Origin of the sequence: Mycolicibacterium novocastrense (genome assembly GCF_001570485.1) — a bacterium.
Lineage (GTDB): Bacteria > Actinomycetota > Actinomycetes > Mycobacteriales > Mycobacteriaceae > Mycobacterium > Mycobacterium novocastrense.
The window spans coordinates 1-19,023 of record NZ_BCTA01000012.1 but is presented as its reverse complement, the minus strand read 5'-3'; the positions used below and the strand labels follow the sequence as shown (position 1 = coordinate 19,023).

The following is a 19,023-nucleotide window of genomic DNA, read 5'->3' as shown; positions in this document are numbered from 1 at the left end:
CACCAAACGCGCCGCCGACGCCGACCTCGACAACGGACCAGCCACAGAGCTCAGCCGGCTCCTCGACAGACTCGACCCACGCGACCGGATCATCCTCTCCACGCGCGTATGGGCACCACACCCAAAGTCACAACGCGCACTCGCCGAACACCTCGGCGTCAACCGTTGCCTTTTGGTGAGCGAATGTGAGTTCCTGCTCATCGTTAGGCAGCCTCGCCTTGCGGTGAGGCGGTCCCTGTCTGATCCACCGGGTGGTGGTGCGGGGTTGACGCTTCATCGCCTGCTGCGTCGCCCGCTGGCGCGGGTTCGGTCTCATGCGTGGCTCCACGTCCTACCACCGGGCCACTCCCGGCGGGACTCTGATCACCCATGGTGGGTTCGCCGAGTCGGGCGAGGTTGATCGCAGCACCCAGATCACGATCGATCCGCTTGCCGCAGTGCTCGCAGTCGAAGACTCGATCGGCCAGCGTGAGGTTTGGCTTTCGCCTCCCACAGCCCGTGCACGTCTTCGACGACGGAAAATGCCGGTCGGCTTCCTCCAAATGGGAGCCGTACCAACGAGTCTTGTAGCCGAGCATGCGCCGAACCTCGGCCAGGGCGGCATCGGCCAAGGCGCGGTTGAGGCCACGTTTGCGGGCACCGCCGGCGGTGCGCATACCGGCGGCGTTCAGGGTTTCCACCACCACAACGTCGTGCTGCTGAGCTAGCACGGTGGTGGCCTTGTGCAGCACGTCACGGCGCACCGCGGCGGCATGAGCATGGGTGCGGCCGATGCGGGCCTGGGTCTTGCGCCACCGCTTCGACGGTGACTGCCTGACCTTGGCGGCCGGATCGTAGGGTCCCAGCTGGCGGGCCGCCCGGCGCTGCAAGGCCCGCAGCTGGGCCTGGGCCGCGGTCAACGACTTCGGCGCAGGGATGCGGTCGACCTCAATCCCGTCCGGGGTCGCAACCACCAGCAGACTGTCGGCTTTAACCCCGACATCGACACCGACCACTCGATGAGGCGACCGGCGTGCGTCAGCAGGCCGCGTCTTGGTTTCGACGATCACCTGCAGGGCGCAGTGCCAGCGGCCGGCGCTATCTTGGCGCACCGTGGCCGACAAGATCCGCGCCGACCCAGCCTCGATCCGGCGGGCCAGCTTACGGGTCGACTCATGGGTGCGGATCGCGCCCAGCCGCGGCAGCGTGACATGGCGGCGGTCAGCCTCAATCCTGATCGTCCCGGTGGTGAATCGCACCGACTTGTCCGCCCGGGCCGACTTGAACCGCGGGAAGCCGACCGCTCGACCGTTGCGCTGCCCCTTTCGCGACTTCGACCACGCCTCCAGGCCCCGCGCTAGCCCGTCCAGGCCCGTGTTGTAGGCCTCCTTGGAGTTCTGCGCCCACCACGGTGCACACCAGGCCTTGCGCTGATTCCACACCTTGCGCAGCGCCGGCAACGACCACCCCACCACCGGCGTCAACTCAGCCTCGGGCACCCCGTAGCTGCGTTCAGCGGCCCGCTGATCCATGGTCGCTTTCACCAATGCCAGCATGTGATTGTGGGCAAACCGTGCCGCACCAGCATGAGAGGCCAACGCCCTCAGCTGTGTTGGTGTGGGATCCAGGGCAAAGCGATACGCCTGTGCGGTCCACCCCTCGGGTACCTCGAACCTAGCCATCACCCACCGCCTCGGATTGCTTGGCCGCGGTCATAGCCCGCATCGCCCGGTTACGCGCGCCGCGGCGCCCATACAGCCGCGCGCACATCGAGGTCAACACCTCGATCATGTCGCACACCAGCTAACCGTGCACGCACTCGGATGCTTGACTGACCATTGTGCAGCTCGGCTACAGTCCGTAGCTCAATGGCGATCGCGGTGCGGCCCGCTTCACGCGCCTCAATCGTAGTCATCAGTGCCGAAACCCACTCGGGTTCAACCGGACTCGAACAGACAGGTTCGCCGCGATCATCCCCGTTCGAGCATTCGTGGCATGGGCATCAGCCATCGAGCGCCGCCCGTCGGCGACATCGGCAGCCAGCGCGTCGATGAACGCGTCGTAGTCAAACCGTGCCCACCGTGCACGTTCGACCGCCGCATCGAACGACAGATCGCCTGCACTCACACGCGCGGCCAGATCCGCGCAATAGACGTCGAACTCATCGCCAGCCATCGCGGCACCTACTTGTCTTTGGCCGCATCAGCATCAGACTTCGCGTCGATGAACGCGTCGTAGTCAAACCGTGCCCACCGTGCACGTTCGACCGCCGCATCGAACGACAGATCGCCTGCACTCACACGCGCGGCCAGATCCGCGCAATAGACGTCGAACTCATCGCCAGCCATCGCGGCACCTACTTGTCTTTGGCCGCATCAGCATCAGACTTGTCCACGATCCGCTTCGTCGTCGGCACCGGCACGGGTTTGCCCTCAACAGATTTCGTGACCGGCACGTTCGGAGGCGCGGTCATCCGACCCTTCACCGGCTGACCATTCGGAACACCAGGCGCAGCAACCCGCTTCTCATCGGGCTTGTCCTTATTCCCGTCTCCACCAGCACCGGCACCCATCGCGCCCGGCATCATCGGCATCATCCCGCCACCCATCGGCATGCCCGCCGGCGTCGTACCGGCAGACGGGGCCACCGGCGTCGGCTTCGACGGCGCCGCCGCCGGCGTGGTCGGCGGAGACGACATCGGCACAGGAGGTGGACCGAGGTATCCCGTCGGCGAGGTGTCACCACCACCGCCGACACCACCACCGCCACCGCCGCCAGCGCTGACGTCACCACCACCGCCGCCAGCGCCGAAGTCCGAGCCCATCAGCGCCGGATCGTCATAACCCAGGCTGCTCAGCAGCTCCTCATCACTCATCCCAGCCAGTGGGTCACCACCGGCGTCGAGACCGCCCTCACTGCCGGCTTGCATCGCACCCATACCGGCTTGCATCGCACCCATACCGGCTTGCATCGCACCCTGACCGGCCTGCATCACCTGCTGCGGGAACTGGGTAAGCGGACCCATCACACCACCGACCGCGCCGGCCACCGCACCCGCAACCCCCGAGATCACCTGCGGCAACATCTGCGCCATCTGGCCCTGAGCGCCAACACCCTGCATCTCTGCCGCCGAAGCCGCCTCATTCGCCGGGAACTTCGCCGCGGCGTCCGCAGCGTGACTCTTTCGGTCTAGATCGCCCTCAGTCCCGGCAGCGAGGTCACCAGGCACACCGACATTGCCGGCCGCACCCAGGACAGCCGCCGCACCATCAGCAAGCGACGCCCCACCTGCCGGCATGGAACTCGGTGCCAGCGGCGGCGGCGGAGCACCCGAACCAGCGCCCACGTAATCGGCTGTGTTGACTACGATCGCCCCGTCGCCGTCAGCCATTTGGTCACCTCTCCCTCGATTAAGCTCGGATCGCTGCGAAGGCAGCATCACCCGCGGCGTGCACTTCGTGTATCACCGCGCGCAGCCGATCCGGATCGCTGCATTTCACTGCGTCGAGCGCCTGCCACGTCCACCGATCCATCCGCCCCCCGAAATCCAGGATTAGCTGGTTTTCGTGCTGCGCAGCTTCACGAGCAGCGCGTAATTCGCCCCGCATCGTGTCGATGTCGTACTCCGCAATTCCTCCTTCTGGCCGGGTGATCGGTGGTGCGTATAGTCGAGCTGCCCATGAGTCGACGACCGCCGCACGAGCGCGAAATAGCTGGCTAAGTGCGGTGTGGACCGCGCCGCACACCCTATCCACGACCTCAACCAGTTCTTCTAGAGCGCAACGTGTCTCCGACTCTGCGGGCAGAGTTTGCAAACGAGTTCGGAGACGTCGGCCAAATCCCCACTCCAGGCCCTCGACCTCGGGCGGTGGCCCATATGCGCGGGCGAAGGAAAGTGCATCAACAGCGCGATCGAAATCTGACCATTCCATGTCGGTGTCCGCAGATTCAACGGCTGGCCGGAACAGAGCCCCAGATCGGAATGTGGTCACGAGGCTACCGCCTCAAACCAGGCCAAGTGATACTGGGCAATCTCCTCGTGCCCCTCAATGAGCGCATCGATAGCGCCGATCAGCATCCAGTCGCCAATCACCGCCAAGTCCTGCTGCTCGGGATACGCGGCCAGCGCGCGGCTTTGGACTTCTCGTGTCACCTGCGACAGTTGGTCCAGCTCGTTGTCGAGTATCCCCGTTTTACGAGTGGCGGCGAGCACAACTGTCTGCACAATTCGGGGCAATCCGGAGCGCCGACGCACCGCGTCTACAAGGTTTGGCCGCAGCTCGTCGACCTCCGGCCCGTACCGGGCGCGTTCGCCGCCCAGCACCGGATCGTCCGGGCTTGGCTTGGCGATGTAGCTATTCGGCTGGTAGGCCGATGCAACGATCACTGAGCCGAGTAGGTCGACCACACCAGTATCTCGCCTGCGCACTGCCGGCTCTAGCAGCATCACTCTCGCCGACGGAAGCTTGATGTGAGGAGGGATCCACCCGCACGCTAGATCGGTGACGAGCATCGTGGTTGCGCCATCCTCACGCAGGCCGGCCGCCCACGCAAGCGATGGCTCTTGCCGAGCTACCGCATCAACGATTCGTTGCAAGCGCTGCTGCTCGGCTGACCGCGCGGATGCATCTCCCGCCGCTGCACCGGCGGTCGCTGACGCCGTGGCGGCTCCCGCCATCGCCGACGAGGACGCCTGACTCTGCGCTGCTGCAGCTGCCGAGCGTTCCACCGGCGACACCAGCGAACCGCCCGCCGCCGGCGACGAGGCTGGCGGCGGCGCGACAGGAGCGCCCGACACCGGACCGGCCGGCACCGCCGGCGCGGCCGGCGGCGCAACCACCGGAGGACGGAGATCAGACCCATACGCAGGCAGCGGCCCGGCCGGCACAGCCGGCCCACTGGCTACAGGTGCAACCGGAGCCGCCGGCCCAGCCACTACCGCCGGCGCAGGAGCGGGAGCATGGTTGTCGCCACTGCCCGTCGACACCACCGGCGCAGCCGAGGGAGCAGCAGCAGCCGAAGCATGTTCCCCCGCACCGGATTCCACACCACCACCTCCGCCAACCATCGTCGGAGCCGACATCACCGGCGACGCCAACGGCTGAGCACCGGGAGCCTGCGCCGGCTGGCCCGACTCGACAGCCGCATCCATCGTGCCCGCCGTCAACGAATTCGCGCCGGAGGCTGCCGGTTGACCCGCCGCCGCACCCGACGAGAACGACTGACTCAGCGACTCGGGAGACAGCCCGTTGCCGACCGACGCAGCCGGCGACAACCCGCCTGCGCCAGGCGCATCGACCTTCACTCCGCCAGCCTGCACACCGCCCGGGACACGGCCGCCCCCGCCAGCACCGATTGGCGTTGAGCCTGCACCCGGGCCGATTCCACTGCCAGAGCCAGCCCCTGACTGCCCTGAACCGGTTCCTACGAGAGGGTCGGTGTGCGCGCCGCCGCCGGCGTTTGGATCTCCTGAGCCGAAACCAACGCCAACAGCATTCGGATCGCCTGAGCCAGCAGCACCGCCGCCAGCGTTGGGATCACCGGAGCCGTCACCGACCATGTCTTGCACGACCTTGTCTGGATCGGGTGGCGGAGGGGCTTCGGTACTGATTCCCTGGCTTTTGACGAACTCTTGAGGCGACATCGAGATGCCTTCGGCGGTTAAGATTTTTTGTACCGCCTCCATGATGTTGGCTACCGCCGCCGCTGACTTATGCGCGGCGAATCCTTGTGCTTCAGCGATCAAAGATGAAATTGCCGCCATTTTCGCCACGCCGGCACCGATACCACCGGGCCTATTTTCAATCTCAGAAATTCTCTGGTTGTATTCGGCGGCTATCCCGCTCAGACCGGAGCGCAGATTATCCAGTGCGTCTGCGCCTGAATTGAAAGCGTCCCGTTTGGTGCCATATTTCTCAGCAAGGTCCATGTGCAGCTTCTCGCCGGACTGGTAGCGCGATACCAAGTCATCCGCCGTACGACCCGAATTCCCAGCGGCGAGCTGCTGCCATTGCGTCCGCAGATCACCCGCGTACTTCTCCTGCTCCTGTGACTGTGTGCCCCAGTGCTGACCGGCCTGTCTCAGCGTCGCGCCTGACTGGCACCACCACGTACCGACAAGAGCAGGTGACCACTTGCCCGGCGGCAGATCACCTGCCATGTGTCCTCCTCCAGCATCAAGCCGCCTGGCCAGGCTTCACGTCAGAGCGGTTCTCAAGGCCATGGTGGAGCAGGCCGCGCGGCAGGGCAAATCACCCTAAGGGCAAACCGCCTGCATTTGGCGCGCTGCCTGATTCGCTCCGTCCACCGCCTCCTGGAATTCGGGCGTTCCAGGAGGCGCAATGCTACTCACCGCCGTCAAATTTCGATAAGCCCCGGAGACAGCTGCTGCCGCTTCCCTATTTTGCGGAGTCAGTGCAGGATTCTGCGCCGCCGAATCAATCATTGCTGCTGAGTTCGTCAACGCAACGCGGGCCAGCGCAGGGTTGTCCGTCCGGTTGGTCTCCTCTTTAACTGCTCTAGAAGCGGCCGACCAGGTGGTGCACAGCGAGTTCTGCGCCGTAGCAACCTCATCAGCGGTAAAAGCTGGAGATGTCGAGGCAGGCGGCGAAGATGCGGCCGGGCTGCTGGCTGGCGTTGGAGACGGCGACTTGGCGAGGCCGATTATGCCGACGACGAGGGCAGCAAGGGCGACGAGGCCGACCAAGAGGGTTGCGAGCCGTCCGCCTGCGCCCTGGCGCGCGGGCGGGCCGTAGCTGGGCGCCCACTGCGGCGGTGCCGTTGTGGGCGGACGGGTGGTGGTCATGTCGTCAAGGGTATCCGCGACCTGCATCGTTGTCATCGGTAATCACCTCCCAGGCGGGCCGTTCAGCGCCCGTAGCACTTTCACGACCGATTGTAGCACATTGCCGCTGGCGTCATCATCCGCTCAAAGACGAGCTGAGCACCGCCAGGGAGGGTCATCGGGTCGTTACTGCGAACAAATCAAGGCGACGTGTGATGATGTCAATGGTTAGAGACTTTGGCTGGCGGGGCTCAACAGTGACCCGGGTTTTGTACTACACAACTGGGTGGTTTTGTCGTACACTACCTGTGTGGCCATCGAGTTCGCCGAGAGCGCCGGAAAGCACGGATTCAGCGAAGCGGACGCTTTTCACGCAGTGAGCAACGCGCGCTACTACGAACCAGAGTTCGATGAGCCGAGTGACGACCACAGCTCCATACGTCCGAGCCTGTGGATCGGTCCGTCGCTCGACCCGCAAGCGCCGCTGCTGGAGGTGATGGCCGAAGTGATCCCGCCGCGCACGATCCGCGTTTTCCACGTCATGGGTGCCCGCGAGAAGTTCCTCGCGAGGCTCGACAAGGAGGAGGACACACCATGAGCGGCCGCATCGACCAGGAGCGCTATCACAAGCTCGCGGAATGGGCCGAGAGCGGCGACCGCGAGATTCATCCTGACAGGGCGCTACGCGGGCGGCAGGCGGCCGAGGCGTCTCGGGAGCTGCTGCGCCGCGCCGGTGGTCGGCCCAGCATTGACACTGACCCTGACGCCGCCGGCGCGGCCCCGCGTCGGCAAGTCCGGCTGCCGTGCAGTCTCAACACCAGACTCGATAGCTTCGCCGCCGAGCAGGGCCGCAGCGCCAGCGACGTTATGCGCGACGCCATTGCCACCTACTTGGATGAGCACCAGGGGTCAGCCGCCCGGTAGGCGCAACGGTTGTTGTGAGGTGCTTGGGGCGGGGCAGGTCCTCAAGGTTCTGGTCGGCCCACGATTCTGCGAACGTCACATTGTCCGGATGCTTCGCCATCCACTGCGTGTGAGCAGAGCAGCGCCGACGTAAGTCGTCGATGTCGACCAACGACACTGGCCCTGAACTCGTCGACGGTCGGGCAGCATCGTGGCGGGGATCGGGCATCCGTGAAGGGTAGCCGGAAATACTGCCCTCGCTGTGGTCACCAGCTGGTCGGCGTGCCGCCGAGGTCGCCGCCTGTCACGGTGCATTCCTCGCTGCTGTACCTATTGCGCACCGCCTGTGTCGGTGTAGGCGAGGCGGGTTGCGAGGTTTGCCCGGTAATCGTCGTTATGGAGCGGGCGATCGCCACTGGAGCAGGGCCGACGGGTCGAATTCAACGAACCACCGATCGCCTCCGTTCATGATGGCAGCCGACTGCGGTGGCGGGTTGAGGGTCCGGATGACCGCTTGTGCAGCGGCGAGGCTGTCGACGGCGAGATAGGCGGCGTAGGGGTTGCCGGCGGGTGTGGACTCTGCGGGGTGCCGGGATTCGTACAGACGATATAGGTGGCAGTCGCCTTGGCAGGAGTCGTGGGTGGAGATGCCTTGGCTCCACAGGTAGATGACCAACGGTGCGATCCCTTTGTCGATGTCGACGCCGTCGACGGTGACGGTGTCGTGCGGGTCTTCGCACGGGTCAGCCCACGGCACCAGCTGTTTTGGCAGTAGAGACCAAAACACCCGCGCGTAGGCCTTGCGTCCTCTGATCGTCATATCAGGGCCAGTGGAGCAGGTTCTGCATGTTGGCCAAGCCGGTTACTCCTCCCCCGGCGATGGCCAGGACGATGCCTGTGGCTATTAGTCGTCGGATTCGGCGGATGGCGTGGATGATCACGGTGAGCAGGACGCCTGCCAGGATGCCGAGCAGGATCTGTGGGTGTGAGAGCACTGCATCGAGGGCGGCCTTCACGGGGGTTCGATCCTTTGCGCGGTACCGGGGTTTTGCCTTCGGACTGTAGATCAGGTGGCCGCTTCCGCGTTTCGCGCGCGGCAAGCGGTGGTCAGTCGCCGGAGCCGGGTGGTGCCGGTGCGGGTGATGAAGGCTCCGCCAAGGATCAGAACATTTTGCCCGTCTTTCGAGTGCCCCAGACATCTCCCCGGTCTAGGTTCTGGTCGGCCCACGATTCTGCGAACGTCACATTGTCCGGATGCTTCGCCATCCACTGCGTGTGAGCAGAGCAGCGCCGACGCAAGTCGTCGATGTCGACCAACGATCCTGGCCGCCTGTCACGGTGCATTCCTCGCTGCTGTACCTATTGCGCACCGCCTGTGTCGGTGTAGGCGAGGCGGGTTGCGGGTTGCCCGGTAATCGACGTTATGAAGTCGAAATCCTTGTCGACGTGAAGGATGGTCAGTCCGGCGAGTTCGGCAGTCGCTCCGATGATGAGGTCGGGAATCGACGGCCCGCGGTGCTGGCCCCGATCCGCCAGCAGCAACTGGACTTCAAGAGCGCGGTCCTCAATCCTTGGAGTTAGGTACTCGACTGGCATTGCGGCTAACGGTGATTCGCGAAATTCACGGCGCGCAGCGTCACCTGGTTGGGCTGAATAGGCGATCTCCAGTCGTGTCACATTGCTGATGTGTACTAGTCCGCGCTCAATGCGGTTGGCCCAGAGGTCCAGGTCATGGCTGTGTTCAAGTCGGACGAGAGCTGATTTGTCGATCAGCCACCGCTGCTCGATCATCCCCATGCCTCTTGCATCAGCTCCTCGTTGGCGAGGCCGGCAACCGCCTGCCCGAATCGATGTAGATCTTCGCGGGTCACTGGAACTCGCGTTGCTCGCGCGTCCTGAGCCAGCCGCCGCCGTATGTACTCAACGCGCGACAGTCCCAGCTCTGCAGCCCGCGCATCGAGGCCAGCGAGCACCTCATCCGGTACGTCACGGATCAACAAGTCGCTCACGCCGCGATGATATCACTCGATATCAGTGCCGTCAGCGGCGTCGCTAGCTCAGCGCGATTCGGTCAGTGGCACCGCATTATCGGCGTTTGAAGTTTTTCCCGTAGACAGCCGCGACTCGTGGAGGTGGTGGCCCAGTCGGGTCTGGCGCGTCGGGGTGGCCGGCCGTGTGCAGGGAGACGTAGATCAGCTTGCGCAATGTGTTTCCAGGGCCGTATGGCTGGTGGCGGTAGTGACCGCGGACGAACCAGCGGCGGTATGCGCGGTCGTCGTTATCCTGATTCCCGTTGACACCAGTCACCGTGGGTGGGCGCAGAATGTCGAGCATCGTGATGTCGTTACGCGCGGTGCGCGCCGATTTTTTGACGGGTCCGGTCGAGATGCGCTTTTGCGTGACGACGCGCTGCTGACCGATCAATGCCAGTAGTGAGATCACTGTGGCCGTGAGAGTGGGCGGTCCAGGCGTTTGGTCGGGGTCATCGAGCGGGCTGTCAGCTAGGTCCAGTACGCCCGAATCGCGGTCGACCACTGTCGTTAAGTCGTGTTGGTCGAATCGGATTACTTTGCCGGGTGATGTTTTTGGGCGCATGTCGCTGAGCCGACCCTGTTTGCGTGGTTCGCGCATCTGGGACAGCAGGTAGCTGGTGATGCGGGTCTGGTCGTAGATCCATGCAAGACCGTCCCAGGTGACTGGCACGGTGGGTTGATTAGTGTGCATCATGTCGACGCTTCGCCAGTTGAACGTTGCGAGCGGTTTCGGCCACAGCATCAAGCCCACGGGCGGCAGGTCGGATGTCGCGATCAGTTCTTGGAACGTTGTTTCGGGCATATCGCGGCTTGCAAGGTCCGCAGCAACCGATACTGCCGTGCGGCTCATCCAGTACAGCTGGGCGTTTGCGATGTTATCGGCGAACATCTTCATGTACGCGCGCGAAGGATGGTTTCTCATTTCGTCTGGCACGGTGTCGATTTCGTCTATCCGCGCTTGGTAGCAGCGCTCAGAGTCCGCGAGTGCTTCAGCGATCCACGGCATGCTGAATGCATCCCACCGATGCGTGCCTCTTGCCATCGTCCCCTCCGACGCCCTCAGCGGCCCGTAGCGTTTGAAACCGCAATATAGCCGCGTCGACCGACAAATCAGCATTGGCGGGCGGGCGTAATGGCCTTCGAGAACTTCAGCTTTCGCGAGCTGGGGCTTTGATAGAACCGTGCAGGTTGCGAGGTCGAGAGGCGCGAGCCCAACCCACGCGCGCCGGCATTCTGGCGACGCATGACCATCTCGGTCGAAGGGCGGCCTTTCACGCGGGTGGAAATAGCCAGCGCCTTCCAGCGTTCGTACCAGCCGACGCTAGGACTGTGGTGGTTCGCGACCCTCTGCGGCGTACAGGGCGAGCTCGTTGCGAGTGGGCCGCTCAGCCAGGAGTTTCCTGACAGCGGCCGGGCGAACGTAGCCGGTAGGAACCGAACGGTTCTCCAGCTTGGCCGATGCCCTGGTGGCCCGAGCAGCGGCTTTCTTCACGACCTCCTCGTCGACGACAAGCCTTGGGCTGGGCCACGTGGCCGGGTATAGTCACGGTGTCTGTTGCGTTGAGCTTCAGGAAAGTGGACCCGGCAGCCTTCCGGACGGTGGGTGAGCCGGGTTCCGCGTTATCCGGGGATAGCTGCCTCCACGTTCTGGCCACGCCGTCAGAGTATCGGGTGCTCAGTCGGTCCGGGCTGCCACTCGCCCTGGTAGCGTCCGTCCCCGGTCGGCATTATGACCTGCGGCTTTCGAGGCGCCTGCTGGGCCTTTGGGTGGTGGCCCTGGCGGTACTGCGCCGGCGGGCGGCGCGATAGTAGCTGTGTTCTTGCCGGGGCGGTACCCGCCGCCGCGTGGGGGCATCCAGCCGCGCGTTGTGTTTGTCGGATTGCGCATCAGATTCGAGCCTCCTTTCGACCACCCGCATCGACCACACCATCGCATCCTCTGGAGAACGCGTGTGGTGGCTGGGCTGGGTAAACTTTTGCCGTTATGGCGCAGTCAGGGGCTGGGATTGCGGCGGCGCAGCGCCGCGAGGCGCTTCTGGCTGCCCGGAATGCGACGTCGGCGGATGCGGATGCGCAGTTGCAGACGCTGCTGCGCGGTGCCCATGAGACGGCCACCCAGTACAGGCATCGGCTTGATGCGATCGAGCGTGCGATCGATGAGGCCGTGGCGCGTCATGCGGGGATGAAGTTGACCCCGGCCGCGGCGCGGGAGTTTCAGCGGTTTCTGCTGGCCAAGCACAAAGACATTCTCTCGGTGCTCGAAGATGCCAAGCAGTCCGACGCCGCGTTGCAGTCGCAGATGGCGGCGTTGGAGGCCACCTACGCGGCCGGTGACGATGACTGGTTTGAGGGCGACGACAACATCGATCGCGGGCCGGCGCCGATCGAGGCCGGGCCGGGGCCTGGCGTGATTCCGGGATCGGGGATCCCGGCTCAGCTGATCAGCAATCGAACCGGCGGCGGGGGCGAGTTGCCCCAGGATTTCCCGATGCCGTCGTTGCCGGATGACTCGTCGGATTCGTCGCTGTCCAGGGGTGCTATCGACGGTATTCATGGCACCGGGGATCACTCGATGCCGGTCGTCCTGCCGCCTGGTGAGCTTGGCCCGTATGGCTATGAGGAGGCGGCGCCGAACACTGGTGTGTGGATCTGGCACGAGAACTTCAGCGACAAGCTGGTGGTGATTCCGCCGGACTCCGACGCGTTGGCGCCGTCCAATTACTACCTGCTGCGGACCGATCCGGACGGGACGACGTACTGGTGGCCACAACAGAATGGGCCACGGTGATGACCGACGTCAGTGTGCTTCAGCAGCAGTTGAACGATGTGCGTGAGGCGCTGCGCCAGGCGCGCGAGCTGATCGGGGTCAATGTTGTGTCGCCGCCGCAGGGCATTGAGGCGCAGCCGGACGCGGCGAAGGAATGGGTGGTCTAAGTGGCTGATGGCATCCGGATTGAGCAGGAGAATCTGCGGCAGGCGGCTGCCCAGCACCAGGGGGCGTCGGACTACCTAGCCACCGTTCCGAGTTCGCACCCAGATATCCAGGGCTTTCTGGGGTCGCTTGGCCCGATCTTCGGCGGGTTCCGGGCGGCTGGGATGCAGGTACTTGATCGGCGTCGGCAGGATTACGAGCGGCAGGCTCGTCATCATCTGCGTGTCGCCGATGGTCTTCATGAGGCGGCGAATCGGTGGGACACGCACGAGTCCGATTCGGCTCAGCAGATGCGCGGCGTCATCGACACCTGAAAAGGCCGCGGCGGGATGGGATTTCGCGCCATGGGGCGGTCATAGGCCGGCGGCCCGGTTCGCCTGATAGACCTGCTGGGCGTAGTCGTTGATCTTGAGCAGCGGGATGGTCCTCGTGGTGTAGGTGCGTAGGACGGTGCGCAGGTGTTCGTTGCGCATCACTTCGGGTCGGTTCATGCCTGGCATCTTTCTGCCCTGCCTCATCGTCGGGTATGTCGATCACGAAGAACGTGTCGCGACGTCCCAGGAGCCGTCGTCGGTGTAGTCGGTGGGATCGAGGTCCCACATCTGCCCATTCGGGTCGAGCACCGTGTCGTGTTCGCAGTCGGCGCACCGGAAGGCAGTGATCCTGCCCACCAGGTGACGGCCTCGGCGCATACGGACGCGGCCGATCGCGGGCGGCGCTGTCGCTGGGTCGGTCCAGATCCGGCCCGAGTTGATCAGTGGGGGGCGCGTGCTGCCGCAAATCTCGCATCGCTGCGGCGATCGGGGCGGCGGGCAGACGAACACGCCGGCGGTGTCGTCCCAGTCGCCCCACTCCACCACGAGGCCGTCCCAGCGTGGCGGCAGGTCGTGCTCGCGCGGCCACAGGTCCAAGCCGAACTGTCCGCCGCAAACAGCCATCAATGCGTTACCGCGCGATGAAGCGTGGCGCCGGCTTCGCGGAGGACGCTGGTGTACATGTCGACGTGACCGCAGGGGTTGGTCCAGGTCTGAACCCAGTACCAGGCGCCGTCGTCGTGCTGGTTGAGGCCTTGCGGTTGGCCACGGCGCCGGCCGCAGCGCGGACAGTACGCCGAGATGGTGACCTGGCGCGTCACGGGCGCGGTTCGTCCGCTGCCCCACTGGGATTCGGCTGAACGGTCACGTACGGTGACGGTCATTGAGTCGCTCATCATCTTGCTGTCCTCGATCGTCATGATGCGCCTCCTGAGCGGACATCCGCTGAGCTTTCGGCCGCTGCGGCTGCGGCCAGCAGCGCGGCTGCGTCATCGCGAGCATCGGCGGGGTGTTCCCATTTCTCAAAAGCGTCGGAGTCGACCCGGCCGGGGACCGCGTAGTACACGTGGTTTGATCCGGAGAACGCGACGTAGGCAGTTGGTTCGTCGTCCCTAATCGGCTCAGGCAGTTCGACAACGGCTAATCCGTGCTTGGTGAGAGCCTTTTCCATATCCGTCGCCCATTCCAGTGTGGCTCCGAGCTTTTCGGTACACACATCAGTAAACGCACTCATCGTCATGATTCCTTTCGCCCGGTAGCGTTGCTCGCGTCGCCGACTTGGATTTTGTAGTGCTGGCACAGGGCCTGCAGTACCGAGCACGGTGCCGCCACAATGCATTGCTCCAACACGTGGTGTTCCCACTCGCCGGCCCAGGGACCAGCGGTGGCGGTGCACCCCAGACAGGCGACGGTGTGTGCGGGGCACCTCTGCCCGTCGTGGATGTCACCAAACCCGTCTGCGCACTCCTCGCACACCAAGATTTCGGGTTGATGCTGTGCGGCCAGGGCAAGTAGGTCTGACCGCTGTGAGCGACGAAGCCTGCCGGTCGGCTGGCCGAGGTCTTCGTCAGCAGCGATCGCTTCAAGTAGCCACACACCAGTGAGCGGGTCTCCCAGCGCTTCGCGCAGCGCAGGCAGGCTGTCGGCGTCGGGTGCGACGCCGGCAATTTCGGCTGCTATGTCGTCGCGCGCCGCGGCGACGATCCAGGCGCAGGTCTGGCAGTTCACTCGACTGTCCTGATTGAGGTAGAGCGAGTCTCGTTGGTAGCCACCCCATTTCGGGGCCAGTTGCACGATCTGGCCGCATACCGCCGGCGGTGCGGCATCGCGGATCAACCCGGCTCCGACTACCGACAGCGCCATCGTGCGCTCGACGGCATGGCGCCCGGTTCTGTTGATGCCGAACACAAGCTCAGCGTCGGGCATCGGAAACAGATCCACCGGCGCCTCTTCAGTCGTCGCATTCATGTCTGTCCGTCCTCCTGTGGATGTCCGGCATTTGTGTGGCGTTGGCGGTTTCGAGTAGCGCGTCGCCGTGACATGCGTGGTCGAGTGGGCAGTAGCAGGCCACGTCGTATCCGCGGGCTGCGCGGATCCACTTCTCGAAACGGGCGGGCCGCCAGTCGCGTTGACGGACACGCAGCAGCTCGCGATACAGGCCGACGGCACAGTCGACCGCCTCGTATCGGTCGGCTGCCGACACGTAGAGCACATCGGCGTTCGGCATAGCGCCTATGCCGCAGTCCCATTCCACGACGTCAGACCACTCCATGCCAACGACCGAGGACCCCACAACTCGGAATGGATTGCCGTATCTGCTCGGCCGCGCGACGCTCACCGCCCCCATCGGCAGTCGCGAACCCTTGACCCGTGTCCGCTGAATACGCTTGGGGTGGCGGCAGTCTGGACAGCACTTGCGGCCGGGGCCGTACTCGTCGCACCGCGACCCAAGACAGTTACACCATCTGCACGGCGTATCGACGATCCGCGGTGTCGCCACCACAGCCGAGATGACGTCCAGAACATGCTCCGGACTCGCTGTGATGGTGGTGTGCTCCATTTCTCGCCGCCTCGCTTCTACTGCCTACCGGACAGTGAATGTGGTGGCGTGTTGGCGGAGTCGATTCTGCTGTCGGTGTCGCATTACCGTTGCCACCAGAGCCGAAAGCAGTGCATACCACCACAGCAGACTCACGCCCGCTATCGCGTAGCTCAGCAGGCTGGAGTCAGCCACGCGCTGGGCAAGCTGCGGGATGACGTTCGTCGAGCCGACGGCGGCGTGGTGTCCGTTCACGGTGGCGGTGAGGATTCCGCCCGAAGTTATCGCGATGAGAACGCCCGCAACGAGCGGGGCGACGATCATGATTCCGATTCCAGTGACGGCGTCAGCGGGGATGAGGTCGTCACTGTCGCGCCGCAAGGTGTTGCGCACAACCGCGGCCGAGGCGGACACGATGAGGGCGAGCGCGACCCAAAAACCGGCGAGGCTTACGAAGGTCGTCATGATCACAGTTTCCTTGGATGGTCTGACATTTCGTCGCTGCGCTCGCTCACCGACATCACCAGTCCCTGCGCATGACTGATTCGAGCGTGAGTTGTTCAGCAACCGTCGATGACGTGCGCGTACCGGAACGTTGCGCTTCGAGTGCGCGCATCCATTCGGGCGAGCCGCATTCAATTGGGACGGCTCCGGCGGCGATCGCGGCCCGTCGTTTGGTGTCGGTGACGTCGTAATGTGCGCCGCTGGGTTTGTCTTGGAACCAGGCGCGGCGCAGTCCGATTTTGGCTGCGAGTCGGTGCAGCTCCGTGGGGTCGGGGTTGTCGCTGAAGAGGTGTGACCAGCGCGCTTCAATTCTGCCGACGCGGGCGGGCAGTCGCATGTCGTCGACGTAGACCGTCATCGTTGCACCTCAACACGTTGGCTGGCGTCTCGGAGGACTCGGCGAAGCTGCTCGGTGAGGTCCTGGAGGTCGGCGGGGGCCAGAGGGCGATGGATGGGTGCGTGATCCCACGGTGCAAGGCCGCTGTTGGGTTCTGTGTGTCGGCGCGGGATGACCTCGACGTGCACGTGTGACTGCTGATTGCCGAGGATTGCGATGTTGACGCGGGCGACGCCAGGCAGCCGGCGCAGCGCGCGGGATGCGGTTTGGGCGTCGGCCATGAGGTCGGCGAATAGGTCTGATGGCATTTCGTCGAGGTGGTCGTAGTGCTGGCGGGCGGCGATGATCATTCGGCCGGGGTAGCGGCCGTCGTTGTCGAGGCCGGCGTCTGAGACGTTCAGTGCGGCAAGTGGTACCGAGAGCCGGTAGCCGCACGTGGCGCATGGCGTGTTGGGTGCGCATTCGTTGAAGCAGTCTGGGGAGCCGCAGCCGCGGCAGCACACACAGCCGCGATGGCGGCCGCAGGTGGCGCAGACAGGGCGTGCCGGCAGCCGGGTGGGATCTGTGCCCCGCGGGCGCGAGCGGCTGCCGGTGGTGGTGCTCATGGTCGGCAGAGTAGAACAGACAGGCGTTGCCGCGTTTCATCGCCGATTTGCGCTGATCGGAACACTAGCCGCCGCGCCCGCATGTCCCTTTGTGCTGACCGTCATAGTGCTCGCTGCGCAGGTCCACTCGAACCGGCTATCTACGGACACTTGGATAAAAGCGAAGCGACAGCCACGGCATTACCCGCCGTGGCTGTCGCCCTGACTGCACGGATACCGGCCAGCCTTCTGCAGCTGAAGCGCACCGGCCGCTAACCACACCGGTTAGCTCCGTTCCGGAGATTAGCGGAGGCCTGGCGGGCACGCAACGCTCTCTGAGCCGCTGTCAATAGTGCCGCCAGGGTGCTACCGATCGCGCTGATGGCCGGTACATTGCCCTGATATGTCGCAGCGAGATGACGGGTTCAGCTTTGAGCTGATCGTCACGGGGTTACGTCAGGCCGCCGAGACGGTCCGCACGGCGGCGATGGGCCGACGTTTGGAATTCGGGGAGCTTGGCTCGGCGGAGGACAACGTGGTGTGGCGGATCCCGGCTGAGCTGTATGCGTTGGCGGGTCGGATCGAATCGGATGCTCGCCAGCTGGTCGCGACGGAGGCGTACAGCGCCAGCCTAATCAAGCGTGCGGGGCCTGCGGCTGTCGCCGAGGACGACTCTTTGCGTGAATGTTCCGACGCCGCAGCGGCTATCGCCTTCACGCTTCCGGAGGTCGGTACCTATGTTCCGCCGACCGACGGCATGCGTGCTCCGGATCGTGCCGAGGCATTCCGTTCTGCGGCGGCGATCCTCCGCAGCGTCAGCACGGCACTGCGCGGCACGGCATTTCAGACATGTGCCCCGACGGTCGAGCTTGATGACATTGCTGATCGCCTATCGGGCATCGCCGACCGTCTCGAATAAGCCGCTCAACGGTGGTGTTCGTCGGCGATCTCGCGGCGCGCGTCAGCGGTGACTTTGCGGCGATCTCGGCGGCGCTGCGCCCGCACCGCACGCTGGTGGTCACGCTTGTCGGTGGGTAGACGGTAGGCACCTGTCCACGCCGTCACGCCGGCTGTTTTCGCAACGTTGGCCGTGACTTCTCCGGCCGCTGGAAGCGACCGGCTTCTTTTACGCCGCGGTTGCGGTGTGTAGGGCCAGTCCAGCCCTGAGTATGTTGCGTGCGGCGTGTGCGTCGGCGGCTGCTTTGTGACCGCAGCGTTGGCAGACGAATTCCGCTTGGCTGACGCGATTTTCGGGTGCTGCGTGGCCGCAGCACTCACACCCGTCGGAGGTGTGCCGGGGGTTGACCTCGATCCAGGTGCGCCCAGCGTCTTCCGCTTTGGCGTGCAGTATCGAGACGAACTGGCCCCAGCCAGCGTCACTGATTGATCGGTTGAGCCCGGACTTCGCCCGGGCACCGTTGGGGAGGAACTGCCCAGGATTGTTCGGATCAGGTTTGGGCGTCGCCCGGCGCAGCATGTTCGAGATCTTGAGGTCCTCCACCGCCAGCAGGTCGTAGCGGGCGACGAGTTCGCGGGCCTGTTTGTGGTGAAAGTCTTTACGCCGGTTGGCGATCGTACGGTGCCGCGCCGCCACCGTTTCTCGGCGCGCGACCCGGTTATTGGAGCCACGTTTTGTGCGCTGCAATCGTTGCTGAGCCGCCTCCAGTCGGGCGGCCTCCTGACGTGCCCACCGCGGATTGGCGACCTCGGTGCCGTCAGAGAGCGTCGCATAGGTCACCACCCCGACGTCGATACCGGCCTGACCACCCGTGGCCGGTAACGGATTGGTCGGTACCTCGTCACACGAGAGCACCAGCATCCAGCGCCGGCCTTGGCGTTTGATCTGGATCGTTTTCACTCTGCCCTGCACCTGGCGGTGCAGATGCACCTTCACCTGACCGACACCTTGCAGGTACACCCGCTTGGTCTCGGGTAGCCAGCGTGCACCGTCGCCGTCTTTGGGCCACTCCACGCTGTCGAAGCGGGTCTTACCCTTAAACCGCGGATAGCCGGGCTTGTCTCCGCGTTTGACCCGGCGGAAGAATCCATCGAACGCCTTGCTCAACCGGCGCAGGGTGGCCTGCTGGCTGGAGAACGACCACACCGCCTGATCC

General features: G+C 64.7%; 27 protein-coding genes and 1 pseudogene. 6 read left to right on the top strand and 22 right to left on the bottom strand.

The window, feature by feature from the left end:
* Positions 1–203 precede the first annotated feature (203 nt).
* The 7 genes and pseudogenes from tnpB to RMCN_RS30770 all read right to left on the bottom strand — a co-directional run bounded on the left by tnpB (position 204) and on the right by RMCN_RS30770 (position 6,820).
* Positions 204–1,661, bottom strand: a complete 1,458-nt coding sequence (gene tnpB, locus RMCN_RS03765) for an IS607 family element RNA-guided endonuclease TnpB (protein ID WP_067387409.1) — start codon at positions 1,659–1,661, stop codon at positions 204–206.
* Positions 1,654–1,782, bottom strand: a pseudogene (locus RMCN_RS03760) (IS607 family transposase); the annotation flags it as partial. The pseudogene RMCN_RS03760 and the gene tnpB, both read right to left, overlap by 8 nt.
* Before the next feature lie 111 nt (positions 1,783–1,893).
* Positions 1,894–2,154: a hypothetical protein gene (locus RMCN_RS03755; RefSeq protein WP_067387408.1), complete on the bottom strand. Its 261-nt coding sequence runs from the start codon at positions 2,152–2,154 to the stop codon at positions 1,894–1,896.
* Positions 2,155–2,162: 8 nt separating this feature from the next.
* The gene (locus tag RMCN_RS30980; RefSeq protein ID WP_165604408.1) at positions 2,163–2,327 is read right to left on the bottom strand and encodes a hypothetical protein; all 165 of its coding nucleotides are present in this window, start codon (positions 2,325–2,327) and stop codon (positions 2,163–2,165) included.
* 8 nt (positions 2,328–2,335) lie between these two features.
* The gene (locus tag RMCN_RS03750) at positions 2,336–3,370 is read right to left on the bottom strand and encodes a hypothetical protein (RefSeq protein WP_067387406.1); all 1,035 of its coding nucleotides are present in this window, start codon (positions 3,368–3,370) and stop codon (positions 2,336–2,338) included.
* A gap of 597 nt (positions 3,371–3,967) precedes the next feature.
* Positions 3,968–6,139: a DUF5631 domain-containing protein gene (locus tag RMCN_RS30975; protein ID WP_165604407.1), complete on the bottom strand. Its 2,172-nt coding sequence runs from the start codon at positions 6,137–6,139 to the stop codon at positions 3,968–3,970.
* Positions 6,140–6,235: 96 nt separating this feature from the next.
* Positions 6,236–6,820 carry a hypothetical protein gene (locus RMCN_RS30770; protein WP_131808499.1) on the bottom strand — a complete coding sequence of 195 codons (585 nt, stop codon included), beginning with the start codon at positions 6,818–6,820 and terminating at the stop codon, positions 6,236–6,238.
* A 253-nt stretch (positions 6,821–7,073) separates the two neighbouring features.
* Between RMCN_RS30770 and RMCN_RS03730 the strand changes: the two genes are divergently transcribed.
* The gene (locus RMCN_RS03730) at positions 7,074–7,361 is read left to right on the top strand and encodes a hypothetical protein (RefSeq protein WP_067387404.1); all 288 of its coding nucleotides are present in this window, start codon (positions 7,074–7,076) and stop codon (positions 7,359–7,361) included.
* Positions 7,358–7,687, top strand: a complete 330-nt coding sequence (locus tag RMCN_RS03725; protein ID WP_067387403.1) for a YlcI/YnfO family protein — start codon at positions 7,358–7,360, stop codon at positions 7,685–7,687. The genes RMCN_RS03730 and RMCN_RS03725 overlap by 4 nt, the downstream gene beginning before the upstream one ends.
* Before the next feature lie 373 nt (positions 7,688–8,060).
* Here RMCN_RS03725 and RMCN_RS03720 read toward each other — a convergent pair whose 3' ends face one another.
* The 5 genes from RMCN_RS03720 to RMCN_RS03700 form a co-directional block, all read right to left on the bottom strand.
* The gene (locus RMCN_RS03720; protein WP_067387402.1) at positions 8,061–8,486 is read right to left on the bottom strand and encodes a hypothetical protein; all 426 of its coding nucleotides are present in this window, start codon (positions 8,484–8,486) and stop codon (positions 8,061–8,063) included.
* A 1-nt stretch (position 8,487) separates the two neighbouring features.
* The gene (locus tag RMCN_RS03715; protein WP_067387401.1) at positions 8,488–8,682 is read right to left on the bottom strand and encodes a hypothetical protein; all 195 of its coding nucleotides are present in this window, start codon (positions 8,680–8,682) and stop codon (positions 8,488–8,490) included.
* 343 nt (positions 8,683–9,025) lie between these two features.
* Positions 9,026–9,457, bottom strand: coding sequence for a PIN domain nuclease (locus tag RMCN_RS03710; protein WP_067387458.1), 432 nt, complete (start codon positions 9,455–9,457; stop codon positions 9,026–9,028).
* The gene (vapB, locus tag RMCN_RS03705; protein WP_084377112.1) at positions 9,454–9,675 is read right to left on the bottom strand and encodes a type II toxin-antitoxin system VapB family antitoxin; all 222 of its coding nucleotides are present in this window, start codon (positions 9,673–9,675) and stop codon (positions 9,454–9,456) included. The genes RMCN_RS03710 and vapB overlap by 4 nt, the downstream gene beginning before the upstream one ends.
* Positions 9,676–9,751: 76 nt before the next feature.
* Positions 9,752–10,741, bottom strand: coding sequence for a hypothetical protein (locus RMCN_RS03700; RefSeq protein WP_131808498.1), 990 nt, complete (start codon positions 10,739–10,741; stop codon positions 9,752–9,754).
* Positions 10,742–11,683: 942 nt separating this feature from the next.
* On the opposite strand from RMCN_RS03700, the gene RMCN_RS03695 reads away from it, so the two are divergent.
* The 3 genes from RMCN_RS03695 to RMCN_RS03690 are packed head-to-tail and all read left to right on the top strand — an operon-like array spanning position 11,684 to position 12,945.
* Positions 11,684–12,487 carry a DUF4226 domain-containing protein gene (locus RMCN_RS03695; protein ID WP_067387399.1) on the top strand — a complete coding sequence of 268 codons (804 nt, stop codon included), beginning with the start codon at positions 11,684–11,686 and terminating at the stop codon, positions 12,485–12,487.
* Complete coding sequence (locus RMCN_RS30970) at positions 12,484–12,633, top strand: hypothetical protein (protein ID WP_165604405.1); 150 nt, start codon at positions 12,484–12,486, stop codon at positions 12,631–12,633. Before RMCN_RS03695 ends, RMCN_RS30970 begins: the two co-directional genes overlap by 4 nt.
* Positions 12,634–12,945, top strand: a complete 312-nt coding sequence (locus RMCN_RS03690) for a type VII secretion target (protein ID WP_067387395.1) — start codon at positions 12,634–12,636, stop codon at positions 12,943–12,945.
* 39 nt (positions 12,946–12,984) lie between these two features.
* Here RMCN_RS03690 and RMCN_RS03685 read toward each other — a convergent pair whose 3' ends face one another.
* The 9 genes from RMCN_RS03685 to RMCN_RS03645 are packed head-to-tail and all read right to left on the bottom strand — an operon-like array spanning position 12,985 to position 16,930.
* Positions 12,985–13,149, bottom strand: coding sequence for an antitoxin (locus tag RMCN_RS03685; protein ID WP_110765744.1), 165 nt, complete (start codon positions 13,147–13,149; stop codon positions 12,985–12,987).
* Positions 13,150–13,164: 15 nt separating this feature from the next.
* Positions 13,165–13,569 carry a hypothetical protein gene (locus tag RMCN_RS03680; protein WP_067387393.1) on the bottom strand — a complete coding sequence of 135 codons (405 nt, stop codon included), beginning with the start codon at positions 13,567–13,569 and terminating at the stop codon, positions 13,165–13,167.
* Positions 13,569–13,865, bottom strand: a complete 297-nt coding sequence (locus RMCN_RS03675; protein WP_067387392.1) for a hypothetical protein — start codon at positions 13,863–13,865, stop codon at positions 13,569–13,571. Before RMCN_RS03675 ends, RMCN_RS03680 begins: the two co-directional genes overlap by 1 nt.
* Positions 13,862–14,185, bottom strand: a complete 324-nt coding sequence (locus RMCN_RS03670; protein ID WP_067387390.1) for a hypothetical protein — start codon at positions 14,183–14,185, stop codon at positions 13,862–13,864. The genes RMCN_RS03675 and RMCN_RS03670 overlap by 4 nt, the downstream gene beginning before the upstream one ends.
* A complete protein-coding gene (locus RMCN_RS03665; protein ID WP_131808496.1) occupies positions 14,182–14,913 on the bottom strand; it encodes a hypothetical protein in 732 nt (243 codons plus the stop codon). Before RMCN_RS03665 ends, RMCN_RS03670 begins: the two co-directional genes overlap by 4 nt.
* Positions 14,897–15,505 carry a DUF4326 domain-containing protein gene (locus RMCN_RS03660; RefSeq protein WP_084377110.1) on the bottom strand — a complete coding sequence of 203 codons (609 nt, stop codon included), beginning with the start codon at positions 15,503–15,505 and terminating at the stop codon, positions 14,897–14,899. Before RMCN_RS03660 ends, RMCN_RS03665 begins: the two co-directional genes overlap by 17 nt.
* Before the next feature lie 24 nt (positions 15,506–15,529).
* A complete protein-coding gene (locus tag RMCN_RS03655; RefSeq protein ID WP_131808495.1) occupies positions 15,530–15,949 on the bottom strand; it encodes a hypothetical protein in 420 nt (139 codons plus the stop codon).
* Between the two features lie 55 nt (positions 15,950–16,004).
* Positions 16,005–16,346: a DUF4031 domain-containing protein gene (locus RMCN_RS03650; RefSeq protein WP_067387384.1), complete on the bottom strand. Its 342-nt coding sequence runs from the start codon at positions 16,344–16,346 to the stop codon at positions 16,005–16,007.
* Positions 16,343–16,930, bottom strand: coding sequence for an HIT family protein (locus RMCN_RS03645; protein WP_110765743.1), 588 nt, complete (start codon positions 16,928–16,930; stop codon positions 16,343–16,345). The genes RMCN_RS03650 and RMCN_RS03645 overlap by 4 nt, the downstream gene beginning before the upstream one ends.
* 382 nt (positions 16,931–17,312) lie before the next feature.
* On the opposite strand from RMCN_RS03645, the gene RMCN_RS03640 reads away from it, so the two are divergent.
* Positions 17,313–17,828 (top strand): hypothetical protein, encoded by a 516-nt coding sequence (locus RMCN_RS03640; protein WP_067387381.1) that lies wholly within the window; start codon positions 17,313–17,315, stop codon positions 17,826–17,828.
* A gap of 207 nt (positions 17,829–18,035) precedes the next feature.
* Here RMCN_RS03640 and RMCN_RS03635 read toward each other — a convergent pair.
* On the bottom strand, positions 18,036–19,023 hold a 988-nt coding region (locus tag RMCN_RS03635), incomplete at its 5' end, for an RNA-guided endonuclease InsQ/TnpB family protein (RefSeq protein WP_067387379.1).